The 14,216-nt window shown below is 59.9% G+C and carries 13 protein-coding genes and 1 tRNA gene; 7 read left to right on the top strand and 7 right to left on the bottom strand.

Features of this window, described 5'->3' with window-relative positions:
• Window positions 1-10: 10 nt before the first annotated feature.
• Window positions 11-1,159, bottom strand: coding sequence for a CaiB/BaiF CoA-transferase family protein (locus IBX59_RS04970; protein ID WP_296373028.1), 1,149 nt, complete (start codon window positions 1,157-1,159; stop codon window positions 11-13).
• Between the two features lie 9 nt (window positions 1,160-1,168).
• The gene (locus IBX59_RS04965; RefSeq protein WP_296373025.1) at window positions 1,169-1,981 is read right to left on the bottom strand and encodes a citryl-CoA lyase; all 813 of its coding nucleotides are present in this window, start codon (window positions 1,979-1,981) and stop codon (window positions 1,169-1,171) included.
• A 161-nt stretch (window positions 1,982-2,142) separates the two neighbouring features.
• Here IBX59_RS04965 and IBX59_RS04960 point away from each other — a divergent pair, with 161 nt between their 5' ends.
• The 4 genes from IBX59_RS04960 (at window position 2,143) to IBX59_RS04945 (ending at window position 5,843) form a co-directional block, all read left to right on the top strand.
• Entirely contained in the window at window positions 2,143-3,003 is an 861-nt protein-coding gene (locus IBX59_RS04960) for an IclR family transcriptional regulator C-terminal domain-containing protein (protein WP_296373023.1), read from the top strand.
• 24 nt (window positions 3,004-3,027) lie between these two features.
• Window positions 3,028-4,539, top strand: coding sequence for an amidohydrolase family protein (locus IBX59_RS04955; RefSeq protein WP_296373021.1), 1,512 nt, complete (start codon window positions 3,028-3,030; stop codon window positions 4,537-4,539).
• 81 nt (window positions 4,540-4,620) lie between these two features.
• Window positions 4,621-5,481, top strand: a complete 861-nt coding sequence (locus tag IBX59_RS04950; protein ID WP_296373019.1) for a hypothetical protein — start codon at window positions 4,621-4,623, stop codon at window positions 5,479-5,481.
• Complete coding sequence (locus IBX59_RS04945) at window positions 5,478-5,843, top strand: hypothetical protein (RefSeq protein ID WP_296373017.1); 366 nt, start codon at window positions 5,478-5,480, stop codon at window positions 5,841-5,843. The genes IBX59_RS04950 and IBX59_RS04945 overlap by 4 nt, the downstream gene beginning before the upstream one ends.
• Before the next feature lie 80 nt (window positions 5,844-5,923).
• On the opposite strand, the gene IBX59_RS04940 is transcribed toward IBX59_RS04945, so the two are convergent.
• From IBX59_RS04940 to IBX59_RS04930, 3 genes are all read right to left on the bottom strand, one after another.
• Window positions 5,924-6,009: transfer RNA gene (locus IBX59_RS04940), tRNA-Leu, on the bottom strand.
• A 41-nt stretch (window positions 6,010-6,050) separates the two neighbouring features.
• The gene (locus tag IBX59_RS04935) at window positions 6,051-6,602 is read right to left on the bottom strand and encodes a tetratricopeptide repeat protein (protein ID WP_296373015.1); all 552 of its coding nucleotides are present in this window, start codon (window positions 6,600-6,602) and stop codon (window positions 6,051-6,053) included.
• Window positions 6,603-6,638: 36 nt separating this feature from the next.
• Window positions 6,639-7,127 (bottom strand): Lrp/AsnC ligand binding domain-containing protein, encoded by a 489-nt coding sequence (locus IBX59_RS04930; protein ID WP_296373013.1) that lies wholly within the window; start codon window positions 7,125-7,127, stop codon window positions 6,639-6,641.
• A gap of 108 nt (window positions 7,128-7,235) precedes the next feature.
• On the opposite strand from IBX59_RS04930, the gene putA reads away from it, so the two are divergent.
• Together putA and IBX59_RS04920 are read left to right on the top strand one after the other, a co-directional pair.
• The gene (gene putA / locus IBX59_RS04925; RefSeq protein ID WP_296373011.1) at window positions 7,236-10,694 is read left to right on the top strand and encodes a bifunctional proline dehydrogenase/L-glutamate gamma-semialdehyde dehydrogenase PutA; all 3,459 of its coding nucleotides are present in this window, start codon (window positions 7,236-7,238) and stop codon (window positions 10,692-10,694) included.
• 31 nt (window positions 10,695-10,725) lie between these two features.
• Window positions 10,726-11,463: a rhomboid family intramembrane serine protease gene (locus IBX59_RS04920; RefSeq protein ID WP_296373009.1), complete on the top strand. Its 738-nt coding sequence runs from the start codon at window positions 10,726-10,728 to the stop codon at window positions 11,461-11,463.
• On the opposite strand, the gene IBX59_RS04915 is transcribed toward IBX59_RS04920, so the two are convergent.
• Entirely contained in the window at window positions 11,460-12,248 is a 789-nt protein-coding gene (locus tag IBX59_RS04915; protein WP_296373007.1) for an inositol monophosphatase family protein, read from the bottom strand. The two genes, IBX59_RS04920 and IBX59_RS04915, sit on opposite strands and share 4 nt — an antisense overlap.
• Window positions 12,249-12,315: 67 nt before the next feature.
• Window positions 12,316-13,221, bottom strand: a complete 906-nt coding sequence (locus tag IBX59_RS04910) for a LysR substrate-binding domain-containing protein (protein WP_296373005.1) — start codon at window positions 13,219-13,221, stop codon at window positions 12,316-12,318.
• A gap of 94 nt (window positions 13,222-13,315) precedes the next feature.
• On the opposite strand from IBX59_RS04910, the gene metF reads away from it, so the two are divergent.
• Window positions 13,316-14,182, top strand: coding sequence for a methylenetetrahydrofolate reductase [NAD(P)H] (gene metF / locus IBX59_RS04905; RefSeq protein ID WP_296373003.1), 867 nt, complete (start codon window positions 13,316-13,318; stop codon window positions 14,180-14,182).
• Window positions 14,183-14,216: the final 34 nt, after the last annotated feature.

Below are 14,216 nucleotides of genomic sequence, written 5' to 3'. Positions count from 1 at the left end.
AATGTCTGGTTTATCCGGCCTTGCTGATCTTGCGCAGTTCAGCCCGGATTTCAGCGCCGTGTTCATCCAGCGTCGGTGGCGCCAGCACGTCGAATTCAGGCGTGTCATCAAAGCTGTATGGCGGGCGAACCGTGGTAAAGGCCCCCATTTCGGGGTGCTGTGATGTGACCGCGATGCGCAGGTGCTGCGCTTGTGGATCTTCCAGCGCCTCATCCGCATCATAGGCGGGCGAATGGGGCACCTCGGCGGCGTCCAGTTTCGCGCACCATGCATCGCGCGTATCGGTTTTGAAAATCGGAGTGAAAATCTCGATCATGTCATCCTGATGCTTGATCCGCTCCATCCGTTCGGCAAAACGCGGATCTTGGGCCAGCGCGTCTTGTCCGGTTGCGGCAAGAAACCCTTGCCAGAATTTCGTGGGCGACGACATGTGGATCGCCACCCATTTGCCGTCGCTGCATTCAAACGTATAGCTTTGCGAGACAACCGGGCGCGACAGCGGGCCCATGACCTCGCCCTCGGAATAAAAGTGGGTAAAGCTATCAAGGTTGAAATGCGCCATCGCCTCCAACATCGAGATATCCAGCCTGCGGCCTTGACCCGTGCTGGCACGTTCCAGCAGCGCGGCCATGATCCCCATGGCGGCATATTGGCCGGTGACGGCATCAGCAATCGCTGGCCCGATAACGCGCGGGTTTTCGGGCGGCGTCAGCAGGCGCAAATAACCGCTCGCAGCCTGCGCTACGGTGTCATAGGCGGGGCGGTCGCGATACGGGCCGGATTTGCCGAAACCGGAGATGGCGCAATAGATCAGATTGGGGTTGGTTTTGCGCAGGTCATCTTCGCCCGCGCCCAGCTTTTCAGCCACACCGGGACGGAAATTCTGGATAAACACATCCGCACTTGCCACAAGTTCGTGCAGGACTGCCAGATCATCGGGGTTTTGGGTATCCAGCGCGATGGACCGTTTGTTGCGGTTATAGGTCTGGTAATGCGGCGAATAGAGCCCGCCCTTAAACGCGCGGAATGGATCGCCCGTGCCGGGGCGTTCGACCTTGATCACGTCAGCGCCCAGATCGGCCAAATGCATGCCGGCAGCGGGACCAGTGATATAGGTGCCCAGTTCGATGACGCGGATGTCTTTGAGAATTTTGACCATGTTCCCGCCTTACGCTAAGTGCTTCGCGGCAGAACCGGATGGTTCCCCGTCGTAGGTGATCGCCTGATCGGCGGCATGTGACATGATGAAACCGATTGATCGCAGCGATTCCTCATAAAGATGCGCCGCAAGCCCCGCCGTGCGCGCCAAAAGCGGCACCGCCTTCAGCGCCTCAAGCGGCCAACCGGCATCAAGGATCACCGCAGGAATCGCGCCCGACACGTTAATCGGCAGCGGGCGGTTGATGATCCCGGGGGCGTGTTTGGCCAACACGCGCAGCGTTTCGACATAGCGGCCGGAAATACCTTGTTCATCTGCGATCGCCAGCAGCTTGTTCGCACGCGGGTCGCCGCCGCTGTGTTGTGGGTGCCCAAGGCCCGGCACCTTTTTGCGCTGCGCTTTCAGCTCTTGCAGGCTGGCGATGGCGGCGGTTTCCAGATCCGTGCCGTCGGAATCGGCCTTTGCCATCACCTCGGCCAGATACCGGCCCGAAACTTCGGTGCTGCCAGCCACAACACTGCCCATGCCCAATAGACCCGCCGCCATGGCCCCCTGCCACGCGTCCGGCCCGGCCGCCAATGTCATGCGCGCGGCCTGCACACTGGGCACCAGCCCGTGTTCTGCGATGGAAACAAGGCAGGCATCCAGCATCTTGCGCTGCGCCGCTGTTGGCTTTTCGCCAATGACAAGCAGCCAAAAATAATCGCTGAAATCAATCTGACCAATCAGGTCGTCGCACAAATCATGCCCACGCACCGTGATGGAATCAGCGTCTGACGTCGCAATCGCCGTATAGGCCTGATCCTGTTTACCAATTCGCATATGGGTTCCTTTTTTCGCATAACGAAAATCTTTTCTCTTGCCGAAATATTTGCAGCGAATTATGCTTTCGTCAAGCTGCAATTTGCGCAGCCTGCTATTGGGGACGCACCTGAACGCAAAAGAGGAGATGCGGATGCCACAGGAAACGACACAGGTGCAGCATGCTTGAACGCGGCAAAGAACCCACCAAGTCAGGCCAGTCACAATCGGGAAGACCACGCGCAAACGGTGCCGAAAAACCCGCCGAATTTGTCGAAGCCTTGGCCAAAGGCCTTGCTATTCTTGAATGTTTCGACGCCGCAAACCCCGAAATGACCCTTAGCGAGATTGCCCGCAAGGTCGCGCTTAGCCCTGCCGCCGCGCGGCGCAGCCTGATTACGCTCAAGACGCTCGGATATATCGGGCAGAACGAAAAACGCTTTCACCTGCGCCCCAAGATCATGACGCTGGGATCGACATTCTATTTTGCAGCGCGAATCGACGAGGTCTTGCAGCCTTTCCTGCGCGATCTGGTCGCGAAATTCGGCGATGCATCGTCTGTCGGCACGTTGGACGGCAAGGATGTCATCTATATCGCGCACAGTTCCGTGCAGCGCGCCCGCCGTGCCGCAGCCGTCGTTGGCGCGCGGTATCCCGCCTATGCGACATCGCTGGGTCGGGTTCTTTTGGCGGGTCTGCCTGTCGACGATCTCGATGCGTATTTCGACGGGCTGGTGATTGAACCACTGACCGCCAAGACCATCACCGACCCTGTCGCGCTGCGCGCCGAAATCGACGCGGTGCGCGATGCGCATTATTCCACAACGGTCGATCAGCTGGATTACGGGATCACGGCCCTTGCCGTGCCGATCCGCGCCGTTGATGGCCGCACGATCGCGGCGCTGAACACATCCGGTTACACCGGCATGATCGACGCCGATTATCTGATCCGCGAACGCCTGCCCGAAATGCGCATCGCAGCATCCAGCATTGCCCAGACCCTGACGCGCTATCCCGCGCTGGCCTCGGTTATCGGCCAATAAACCACCCAGGAGGAGAAACCAGACATGTGCAGACTTTGTGACCCCCAAAAACCCCAGACGCCTTGCCCAACGCGGCGCGACTTTCTGAAAGCCGGCGCCGTTGCAGGCGCTGCGGGCACCGCGGGCCTTGGCCTGACAGGCACGGCCTATGCGCAGCAAGCCGCAGCCGCCACCCTGCCCGAGGGGCTGGGCACACCCGGCCGGCGCGTGCTGATCAAGGGCGGTGCGGTCATGTCAATGGATGACGCGGTTGGTAATTTCGCGGTTGGTGATGTGCTGATCGACGGCAAGACCATCGTCGCGGTCGGTGCCAACATCGACGCCTCGGACGCGGTTGTCATCGACGCGGCGGGCAAGGTCGTGATGCCCGGTTTCGTCGATACCCACCACCACCAGTTTGAAACGGCCCTGCGCAGCCAGCTGGCCAACGGCATCCTGATCAACGATGGCCGCCCGGCAAATGCGTCGAACTACTACGAGACTATCCTGCAAGGATTCTCAATGGTCTATCGCCCCGAGGACGTCTATATCAACGAGCTGTTCGGCGGGATCGCCCAGCTTGATGCAGGCGTGACCACCGTCATGGATGTCAGCCAGATCCACCACTCACCTGAACATTCTGATGCGGCGATCGAAGGCCTCCGCGACGCCGGGCGTCGCGGGGTCTTCGGCTATTTCGAAGGCTGGGGTGAAAGGGCGAAATACCCCGCCGATGCCGCGCGCATCAAGCAACAGTATTTCAGCTCTGAGGACCAGCTGACCACGATGGTCATGGGCGGTGAAATCTACCTGCCCGGCTATGAAGAGGCTTGGAAAATTGGCCGCGAACTGGGTCTGCCCATCGCGTTGCATGTCGTCGGCACCTTCGGGATGCAACCCACGTTCGACGAACTGGGCGCGGCGGGCATGTTCGGCGACGACAACATCTTTATCCACATGACAGGCATGTCCGAAGACGGCTGGAAATATGCCGCCGATGCGGGCGCGCATATCTCGCTTTCCGTCCCGATAGAAATGCACATGCGCCACGGCACGCCGCCGATCCAGAAAGCCATCGACATGGGCTTTTCCACATCGCTTTCCACCGACGTGGAATGCACGATGACAGCAGATTTCTTTACCCAGATGCGCGGGCTGATCACGCTGCAACGCATGTTCGCCAATGAAAAGGCGCTGGCAGGGCAGGAATACCCTGACCTGATGAATTGCATGCAGGCCATCCGCCACGCCACGATGGGCGGCGCCGAGGGGTTGAAACTGGACCGCAAGATCGGGTCACTGACCCCCGGCAAGGAAGCGGATATCATTCTGCTGGATGCGCAGGCCATCAACGTGGCCCCGCTGAACAACGTGCCCGGTGCAGTCGTGACCCTGATGGAACGCAACAACGTCGATACTGTCATGGTCGCGGGTCAGATCAAGAAATGGAAAGGTCAGATGCTTGGCTTTGACATTGACCGCCTGCGCACGGAACTGGAATCCAGCCGCGACTACCTGTTCGAGGCCGCAGGAATCGAACGCGATCTTTTTGCCTGAATGACACCCCCGCAACATCTGTTGCGGGGGCATCACTGACCCGGCCCGCACCGGCCATTTGACCAGATAAGGAGTGAGACTTTGGCTCAGTTAGTTGCCACACTTGCCTCGACCCACCACCCGTTCTACCTCAGGGCGACGACAATGCCGCCCGAACAGCAGATGCCGCAAGCGCCCGAATGGAAACGCAAGATCGAGGCCTACCGCGAAACGCTGGAACGCACCAAACCGGACATTCTGGTGATGATCGGGTCCGACCATTTCCACCAGATATTTCTGGATAACTGCCCACAGTTCCTGATCGGCAAGGCGCCGCGCTATGACGCGACATTCTATAATGAAGAACGCGAATTCGGCATCCCGAAATACGTGCTGGACGGTGACGAAGACATGTCCGGTTTCATGCACCAGCACCTGATGGATCAGGATTTCGATTTCGCCTTTTCCAACGAATTGAAGATCGACCATTCGATCATCTGCCCGATCATCACCGTGCGCCCCGATGCAGACCTGCCTGTCGTGCCGATCTATACCAATATCTTTGCCCCGCCCCTGCCCAGCCCCCGCCGGTTCTACAATCTTGGCCGCGCGATCCGCAAAGCGATCGACGCCTACCCGTCAGACAAACGTGTCGCCGCCATCGGCACCGGGCATCTGTCGCTGGAACTGGGCGGGCCGCGCCAGTTCATGGAAACCGGGCCAGACCCGGAATTCGACCGCCAAGCGATTGAATGGCTGCGCAACGGCGATATCGACGCGATCCTTGCCAATGTCGATCACGAATCAATGGCAAAATCGGGCAACGCCACCCACGGGTTCCTGAACTTCATCCTGATGCTGGGAGTCGCCGGGCCGGAAGGTGCGGATTACGTCGATAACCTTGACCTGTTCCACACGATGGAAGCCTATTTCACATGGTATCCAAAGGAGGCCGCAGCATGAGCAAGTATTACGTCAACAAATTCCTGTTCACAACCGACCGCGACCCGGAATATCTGAAACGCTATACCGAGGATCCGCGCAACTTTGTCGCGACATGGGAACAGTCCATCGGGCCGCGCCTGAATGATGCGGAAATGTCCACCGTCAACTTTTTCACCCCTGAAGAACGCGCGGCGCTGATCAACCACGACTATGTCGCGCTGTTTGAAATGGGCGCGCATTTCTTCCTGAACCTGACGATCTTTATCGGGATCTACGACGAACCCTATATGGAAAAAAGCGGCCCGCTGGCGTTTCAGAAAGAATTCGCCGCGAAGTTGCAGCACTGGAAAGGCAAGGAATACCCGTCGGTTGCGACCTGAAAACATGCCCATGGCCGGTTTCCCCCCGACCATGGGACCATGCCACGCCGGACAGGGCGTCGCATCACAGGAAATATGATTGGTGCCCGCGGCCGGACTCGAACCGGCACGGCCTTGCGGCCAAGAGATTTTAAGTCTCCGATGTCTACCATTCCACCACGCGGGCACGCCCCTTTCCTAAAGTGCTGCGCAGGCGCGGGCAAGGGATCAGATATCGGTTCCGGGCACGTCCACCAACAAAGCGCGTTCGCGTAACCAGGGGTTCAGTTTCACAGCGGCACCCAGCGTGTCTTGGGCTTCGTCCAACCGGCCCAGCCCCATCAAGGTCAACGCTTTGCCGGAAAGGGCGGCAATATGTTTAGGGTTGATGGCCAATGCCTGATCAAGATCATGCAGTGCCGCAGCAAAATCCTGCCGCAGAAAATTTGTAAATGCCCGCTGGTTGTATCCTTCCGCGTAGTCAGGACAGTAGTCTACCAGCGCATCCAGCGTGTCACGCGACCCAAGAAAATCGTGACCCGACCGCCTGCTGATGCCTTCATCCAAAAATGCTTGCGCCCGTGCATCGGGCGCATCAAACCACAGCGCCCAAAGTTCCTGACTGATCGCAAAGGCATCACCTTCGGATTTCGCCTGACCCAGCTGCGCGATAATCGCGTCCTGGCGGGCCGAATGGTCCGGGGCTGGCGGGCAATCCTGTGCAAAGGCAGGCGCGGCTGCGATGAAAACAGGAAAACAAAGCGGCAAGATGTGTCTCATATACTTGAACATGTGCCGTGCACGGCCCGCGTCAAGTCAGCCCCGCACCGGCGAAACGGGCGATATGCCTTCTTCCTTGATCGCCTGCATCGCCACATAGGTCGATGTATTCGCAACATGCGGCAGGGTTGAGATCTTGTCGGCCAGAACAGCCCGATAACCTGTCATGCCCGATGTTCGCACCTTCAGAAGGTAATCAAAGGATCCTGCAATCAAATGGCATTCCTCAATCTCGGGAACGCGCATCACCGCAGCATCAAAAGCCGCCAGGGCCGCCTCGCGCGTGTCGGAAAGTTTTACTTCAACAAAGGCGACGTGATCCCGCCCCAACCGGATCGGATCAAAAAGGGCGCGATACCCCCGGATGACACAGTGATCTTCCAGCCGTTTCAGCCGCGCCTGCGTGGGCGATTTGGACAGGCCGATCCGCTTGGCCAGTTCAGTTACGCTGATGCGCCCTTCCACGGCAAGCACATCAAGAATCTTGCGATCAAATCCGTCGAGATCGGAAATCATTTCGGCCATATTTCCCCTCATTATTAAGACAACTTGCCCGACTTTTGTGCAAATAGCAGGCGAAACGCCTGCCAACAATCCTATATAATGTCAAGATAAGGTATAAAGGATCTTGCCATGCCCCGTGACGAAACCAACGACCTGCGCCACCAGATCGACGCCGCGATGTATCGTGACGAAATCTTGGCCGTATCAACGTTGATTGAAACCGCCAATCTGTCTGACGCCGATCGCGCCCGGATCAGCGCGCGCGCGGCCGATCTGGTGCGCCAAATTCGCGGCAGCGCCGCACCAGGGTTGATGGAGGTGTTTCTGGCTGAATATGGCCTGTCCACCGACGAAGGCATCGCCCTGATGTGTCTGGCCGAGGCATTGTTGCGTGTGCCGGACGCAGAAACCATCGACGCGCTGATCGAAGACAAGATCGCGCCATCTGACTGGGGCAAGCATTTGGGCCATTCCGCGTCATCGCTGGTCAATGCCTCGACCTGGGCGCTGATGCTGACGGGGCGTGTGCTGGACGATGAAAAACCCGGCATCACGCGGCATCTGCGCGGGGCGGTGAAACGGCTGGGCGAACCGGTCATTCGCACTGCCGTGGGCCGCGCCATGCGCGAAATGGGCCGCCAGTTCGTGCTGGGCGAAGACATCGGCAAGGCGTTGAAACGCGCCGATGTGATGCGCGCCAAAGGCTATACCTACAGTTATGACATGCTGGGCGAGGCGGCGCGCACCGATGCGGATGCGCGGCACTATCACCTTGCCTATTCCCGCGCGATCAGTGCGATTGCCGATTTCTGCACCTATGACACGGTTGCAGAAAACCCCGGGATTTCTGTGAAACTCTCCGCCCTGCACGCCCGCTACGAGATCGCGCAAGAACATCGCGTGATGGAAGAACTTGTGCCGCGTGTCCGCGCGCTGGCGCTACTGGCGAAATCGGCCGGTATGGGGTTCAACATCGATGCAGAAGAAGCAGACCGTTTGTCGCTGTCAATGGATGTGATCACCGCTGTGCTGTCGGAACCTGCGCTGGCGGGCTGGGACGGTTTCGGTGTGGTGGTGCAGGCATATGGCCAACGCGCGTCCCTGGTCATCGACTATCTGCACGATCTGGCCACGCGGCTGGACCGCAAGATCATGGTGCGGCTGGTCAAAGGCGCTTATTGGGACGCCGAGATCAAGCGCGCGCAGGTGCAAGGGATCGACGGGTTCCCCGTTTTCACCGCCAAGCAGCACACCGACATCAGTTATATCGCCAATGCGCGCAAACTGCTGGGCATGACCGACCGGATTTATCCGCAGTTCGCCACGCATAATGCGCACACCGTTGCGGCAATCCTTGATCTGGCGCGCGCGATGGACCGCGGCACGGATGATTATGAATTCCAGCGCCTGCACGGCATGGGCGAAACCCTGCACACGATCGTTCTGGGGGCCGAAGGCACCCGCTGCCGCATCTATGCCCCTGTCGGCGCGCACGAGGATCTGCTGGCCTATCTGGTGCGCCGCCTGCTGGAAAACGGCGCAAACTCCAGTTTCGTCAACCAGATCGTCGATGAAACCGTCCCGCCCGAGGTTGTCGCCGCCTGCCCGTTCGACGCCCAAGGCGAAACACCCAACCTGCCCACCGGACCGGATTTGTTCCTGCCCGAACGACCCAATTCAAAAGGCTGGGATCTCACCCATGCACCAACGCTGGCGCAGATTGACAAGGGGCGCGAAAAACTTCGCACTGCCAATTGGCAGGGCGCACCGCTTTTGGCGGGGAAAGTGGACAAGGGTGCCAATGCCGATGTGCGCAACCCCGCCCGGCCCGGTGATATTGTGGGCACCGTGCAAACCGCGACCGCAAAAGATGCCGTGACTGCGATTGGCGCTGCGACACCATGGGCCGACGATCAGGCCACCCGGTCGCGCGTTTTGAATGCCGTCGCCGACGCTTACGAAGCCAACGCCGCAGAACTGTTCGCCATCATGTGCCGTGAAGCATGTAAAGGCATGCCCGATGTGTTCGCCGAACTGCGCGAGGCGGTGGATTTCCTGCGCTATTACGCCGCCCGCGCCGATGATACCGCCACCGCGCGCGGTGTCTGGACCTGCATCAGCCCGTGGAACTTTCCGCTGGCGATTTTCACGGGCCAGATTGCGGCAGCCCTTGCCGCGGGTAACGCCGTGCTGGCCAAACCCGCCGAACAGACCCCGCTGATCGCGACCCGTGCCGTGCAGATGATGCACAAGGCAGGCGTACCTGCGAGCGCGCTGCAATTGCTGCCCGGTGGTGGCGACGTGGGCGCAGCGCTGACATCGGACGCACGCATCAATGGCGTGGCCTTTACCGGATCAACCGCAACCGCGCTGAAAATCCGCACCGCCATGGCTGCAAATTGCGCCCCCGGTACGCCGCTGATCGCCGAAACCGGCGGGCTGAACGCGATGATCGTTGACAGCACCGCCCTGCCCGAACATGCGGTGCGCGATATCATCAACGGCGCGTTCCGGTCTGCCGGACAACGCTGTTCGGCATTGCGTTGCCTTTACGTGCAGGAAGATATCGCCGACAAGCTGTTGAAAATGCTGAAAGGTGCGATGAACGAATTGACCATTGGCGACCCTTGGCACCTATCCACCGATGTCGGCCCGGTGATTGATTTGGCCGCACACAAGACCATCGCCGATCATATCGCCGTGGCCCATGCCGAAGGCCGCGTGATCCACCAGCTGAACACGCCAACGGCCGGGCATTTCATCCCGCCCACAGCCATTCGCGTGAACAGCATTGCCGATATGACGCGCGAAATTTTCGGGCCGGTGCTGCATATCGCGACCTTCAAGGGGGCCGATCTGGACCGCGTGATCGACACGATCAACGCCACCGGTTACGGGCTGACATTCGGGTTGCACAGCCGGATCGACGACCGCGTGCAAACGGTGGTCGAACGAGTCCGCGCAGGCAATATCTATGTTAATCGCGACCAGATCGGCGCCATCGTCGGCAGTCAGCCCTTTGGTGGCGAAGGCCTGTCCGGCACGGGCCCCAAGGCGGGCGGGCCGCATTACCTGCCGCGCTTTAGCGCGAATCCGGCCCCAAAGACCGACGATCGCTGGGATAAAGACGCTGATCTGCGCGATCTGGCAAAGCGGCTGGCCAATGCCAAGATGCCCGATGCGCCAGAACCGAACGACCTGCCGGGGCCGACAGGCGAATCCAATCGCCACAGCACCCATGCGCGCGGGCCCATCCTGTGCATGGGGCCAGGGGAAAAGGCCGCGCAGGCACAGATGCAGGCGATTGTCGCATTGGGCGGTGTGGGGATCAGCGCCCAGGGCACGCTGGCCCCTGATGCGCTGGCCACACTCACCCCGCTGGCCGGGGTCATCTGGTGGGGCGATACCGACACCGGACATGCCATTGAAACCGCGCTAAGCAAACGCGACGGCCCGATCACCGCACTTGTCACAGACATGCCCGACACTGCCCATGCGGTGCATGAACGGCATGTCTGCATCGACACAACAGCGGCGGGCGGAAACGCCGCATTGCTGGCAGAGGTGGCCGGCGCAACAGCGGCTTGACCGCCCTGCCCGCATCGCGGATGGTCGCGGCATGTTCCCCATCCGCGACCACAACCCATCGACGCGCACACCCTATGTCACGCTGACCCTGATCGGGGTCAACGTGGCCGTTTTCCTGTTCGGGCTGGTCCTGTTCCAGACCGAACGCGAAATGAACCAGCTTTATTTCAACTACGCCATGATCCCGCTGCGGATCAGCGGCGGCGAAGGTTATGCCGGGCTTGTCACCTCGATTTTCCTGCATGGTGGGTTCATGCATCTGGGCGGTAACATGCTGTTTTTATGGATATTCGGCGACAATCTGGAAGACGAGATGGGGCATATCCCGTTTTTGACTTTCTATCTGGCCTGCGGCATCGGGGCCAGCTTGCTGCAACTTGCGTCGGCACCTATGTCGCCGGTGCCAACGGTCGGGGCATCGGGGGCGATTGCAGGGGTGATGGGGGGCTATCTGTTGCTGTTTCCCAAGGCCAAGGTTGATATACTGATCATCTTTATCGTGTTTTTCCGCATTCTGCCGCTGCCGGCCTGGATCATGCTGGCGATCTGGTTCGCGCTACAATTGTTTGGCGGCCTGCACATCGACACATCAGCGGGCGGCATCGCCTATTGGGCACATGCCGGCGGCTTTATCATCGGGTTTCTGGCCACATTGCCACTATGGGCACGGCGCGGCGGCGTGCGGTTCTGGGACAGAACACAGGGCCATCCGCCACACCCCGAGGCCGGTTACGGGCGCAGCAATATCCCGCGGGTCAGGCGGCGTTAAGACGCGCGGATCACCTTGGCAAAGGTTTCAAAAATCGGCTCGTTGGCGCAGATCACCTGACGATCAACCATGATATCACCATCGGGGTTCAGCGGTTCAACAATGCCGCCAGCCTCGCGGACGATCAACAGACCGGCAGCCATATCCCACGCATGCAGGCCGCGTTCCCAGAAGCCTTCATAGCGGCCCGCCGCCACATAGGCCAGATCAAGTGCTGCCGCCCCGAACCGGCGCACACCGGCACAGGCGGGCAGAATCCGCGCCAGATCCCGGATGGTATCGGGCAGATCAGCGCGCCCCGCAAAGGGCAGGCCAGTGGCGAAAATGCTTTCGATCATCTTGTGGCGGCCCGAAACGCGCAAACGGCTTTCGTTCAACCACGCACCGCCACCCTTTTCCGCGTAGAACATTTCATCCTTGACGGGGTCATAGATAACCCCGGCGACGATCTGGCCCTTGTGTTCCAGCGCAATGGATACGGCCCAATGCGGCAGCCCGTGCAGAAAATTCGTCGTGCCATCCAACGGGTCCACGATCCAGCGGCGGGTGGGGTCTTCACCGGCGATTTCGCGGCCTTCCTCGCCCAGAAACCCGTATGACGGGCGCGCGCGCATCAGCTCATCGCGGATTGTTTCCTCGGCCTGGCGGTCGGCACGGCTAACGAAATCGCCGGGGCCTTTGGTGCTCACTTGCAGGTTTTCAACCTCGCCGAAATCCTTGAGCAAGGCGCGCCCCGCCTTACGGGCGGTTTTCATCATTACGTTCAGATTTGCACTGCCTGCCATGGGTCGGCCTTTCGGGTTCGGGATCAAGCGCGGCGTATAGGCCCCAATGCCACGCGAGGCAAGGCCCCTAGCCCCGCTGGAGCTTCACCGCCTCTTGCCGCGCCAAGCGAATCAGGTGCGCCATGAAGGGGCGGCTGGTATCCTCGGCCCGTGTGGCCGCGTAAAGACGGCGGGTGATGCCCTGTTTAGTCAGCGGCCGTGTGACATAATCGGAATTAAAACGCACCTGCCGCACAACCCAATCGGGCAGCACTGCAACGCCCCGGTTGGATGCGACAAGCAGCAAAATAACCGCCGTCAGTTCCACCTGCCGGACAGCCGCCGGTTCCACCTTGGCCGGTGTCAGCAGTTGCGAAAAGATATCCAGCCGCGCGCGATCCACCGGATAGGTGATAAGGGTTTCACCCCGGAAATCCTCGGCCTCGATCACATCCTTTTGCGCCAGCGGATGCTGGGACGAGGCAACGAACACCGGTTCATAATCGAACAGCGGGGTAAAATCGGTTTCGGGTAAATCCTCTGGGTCGGATGATATGACCAGATCCACCTCTTCCTTGCGCAGGGCGGGCAGTGCGTCGAACGCCAGCCCGGGGCGGATATCCACATCGACCTCGGGCCATGCCTTGCGGAACTGTTCCAGCACGGGCAACAGCCATTCGAAACAGGCGTGACATTCGATGGCGATATGCAAGCGCCCCGCGCTGCCTGCGATCAGGCCGGAAAATTCGGACTCTAACGCGGCCACCTGCGGCAGAATCGATTCCGCCGCCGCCAGCATCTTCATCCCCGCCGCCGACAGTTTCAGCGGCTTGGACCGGCGCACGAACAATTCCACGCCCGCCTGATCCTCGATCCCTTTGATCTGGTGGGACAGCGCCGATTGGGTGATGTTCAACAAATCCGCCGCACGGGCCAGCCCGCCGGTGTCATGGATTGCCTTGATCGTGCGCAGGTGCCGGAATTCAATATGCATAATGTGAGCGGTCCTCATGACCTTCGTGAAGTTTATGAATTTGCTTCACTCAAATAGAGATGCGACAAAGGTTAGGCAAGCAAAGAGGTTTCCCATGTCCGCCCCATCCGTTTCTTTCGAATTCTTTCCCCCGAAATCGCTAGAGGCGTCATTCCGCCTGTGGGACTGCGTCAATACGCTGGCGCCATTGGACCCGACATTCGTGTCGGTGACTTATGGCGCAGGCGGCACAACGCGCAAGCTAACGCACGAGGCCGTGGGCACCATTCATAAAACCAGTGGGCTGAATGTGGCCGCGCACCTGACCTGTGTCGATGCCACCCGCGCGGAAACGTTGGAAATCGCCGAAGGCTATGCAAATGCAGGCGTGCGCGAAATCGTCGCGCTGCGCGGCGATGCACCTAAGGGGGCGAAAAAATTCACCCCCCATCCCGAAGGATTCGCAAGCTCGGTCGAATTGATCGCAGCCTTGGCTGACACGGGCAAATTCACCATCCGCGTAGGCGCCTACCCAGAGAAACACCCCGAAGCCATTGACCAGGCTGCTGATATCGCGTTCCTGAAACGCAAGATCGACGCGGGTGCCACATCCGCGATTACCCAGTTTTTTTTCGAGGCCGACACGTTTTTCCGGTTCCGCGATGCCTGCGTCAAGGCAGGGATCGACGCGCCGATCATCCCCGGCATTCTGCCAATTGAAAACTGGGCCGGCACCCTGCGGTTCGCGGCACAATGCGGCACGCATATTCCGCAACTTATCCATGATGCATTCACCAATGCCACCCGCGACGGCACAACCGACCTGCTGGCCACGGCATTGGCGACCGAATTGTGCGATGATCTGCGGATTGGTGGGGTTGATCATTTCCATTTCTACACGCTCAACCGCCCCGAACTGACCCGCGATGTCTGCCACGCGCTGGGGGTCACACCGAAAGTGCGGTTGCAAAACGTCGCGTGACGCGCCAGCTTTGGGCAAACCACTTGCCCGGAGA

Source organism: Yoonia sp. (genome assembly GCF_014859355.1).
Taxonomy (GTDB): Bacteria; Pseudomonadota; Alphaproteobacteria; order Rhodobacterales; family Rhodobacteraceae; genus Yoonia.
The sequence above is the reverse complement of the archived record's forward strand: the minus strand, read 5'-3'. Positions and strand labels throughout refer to the sequence as shown.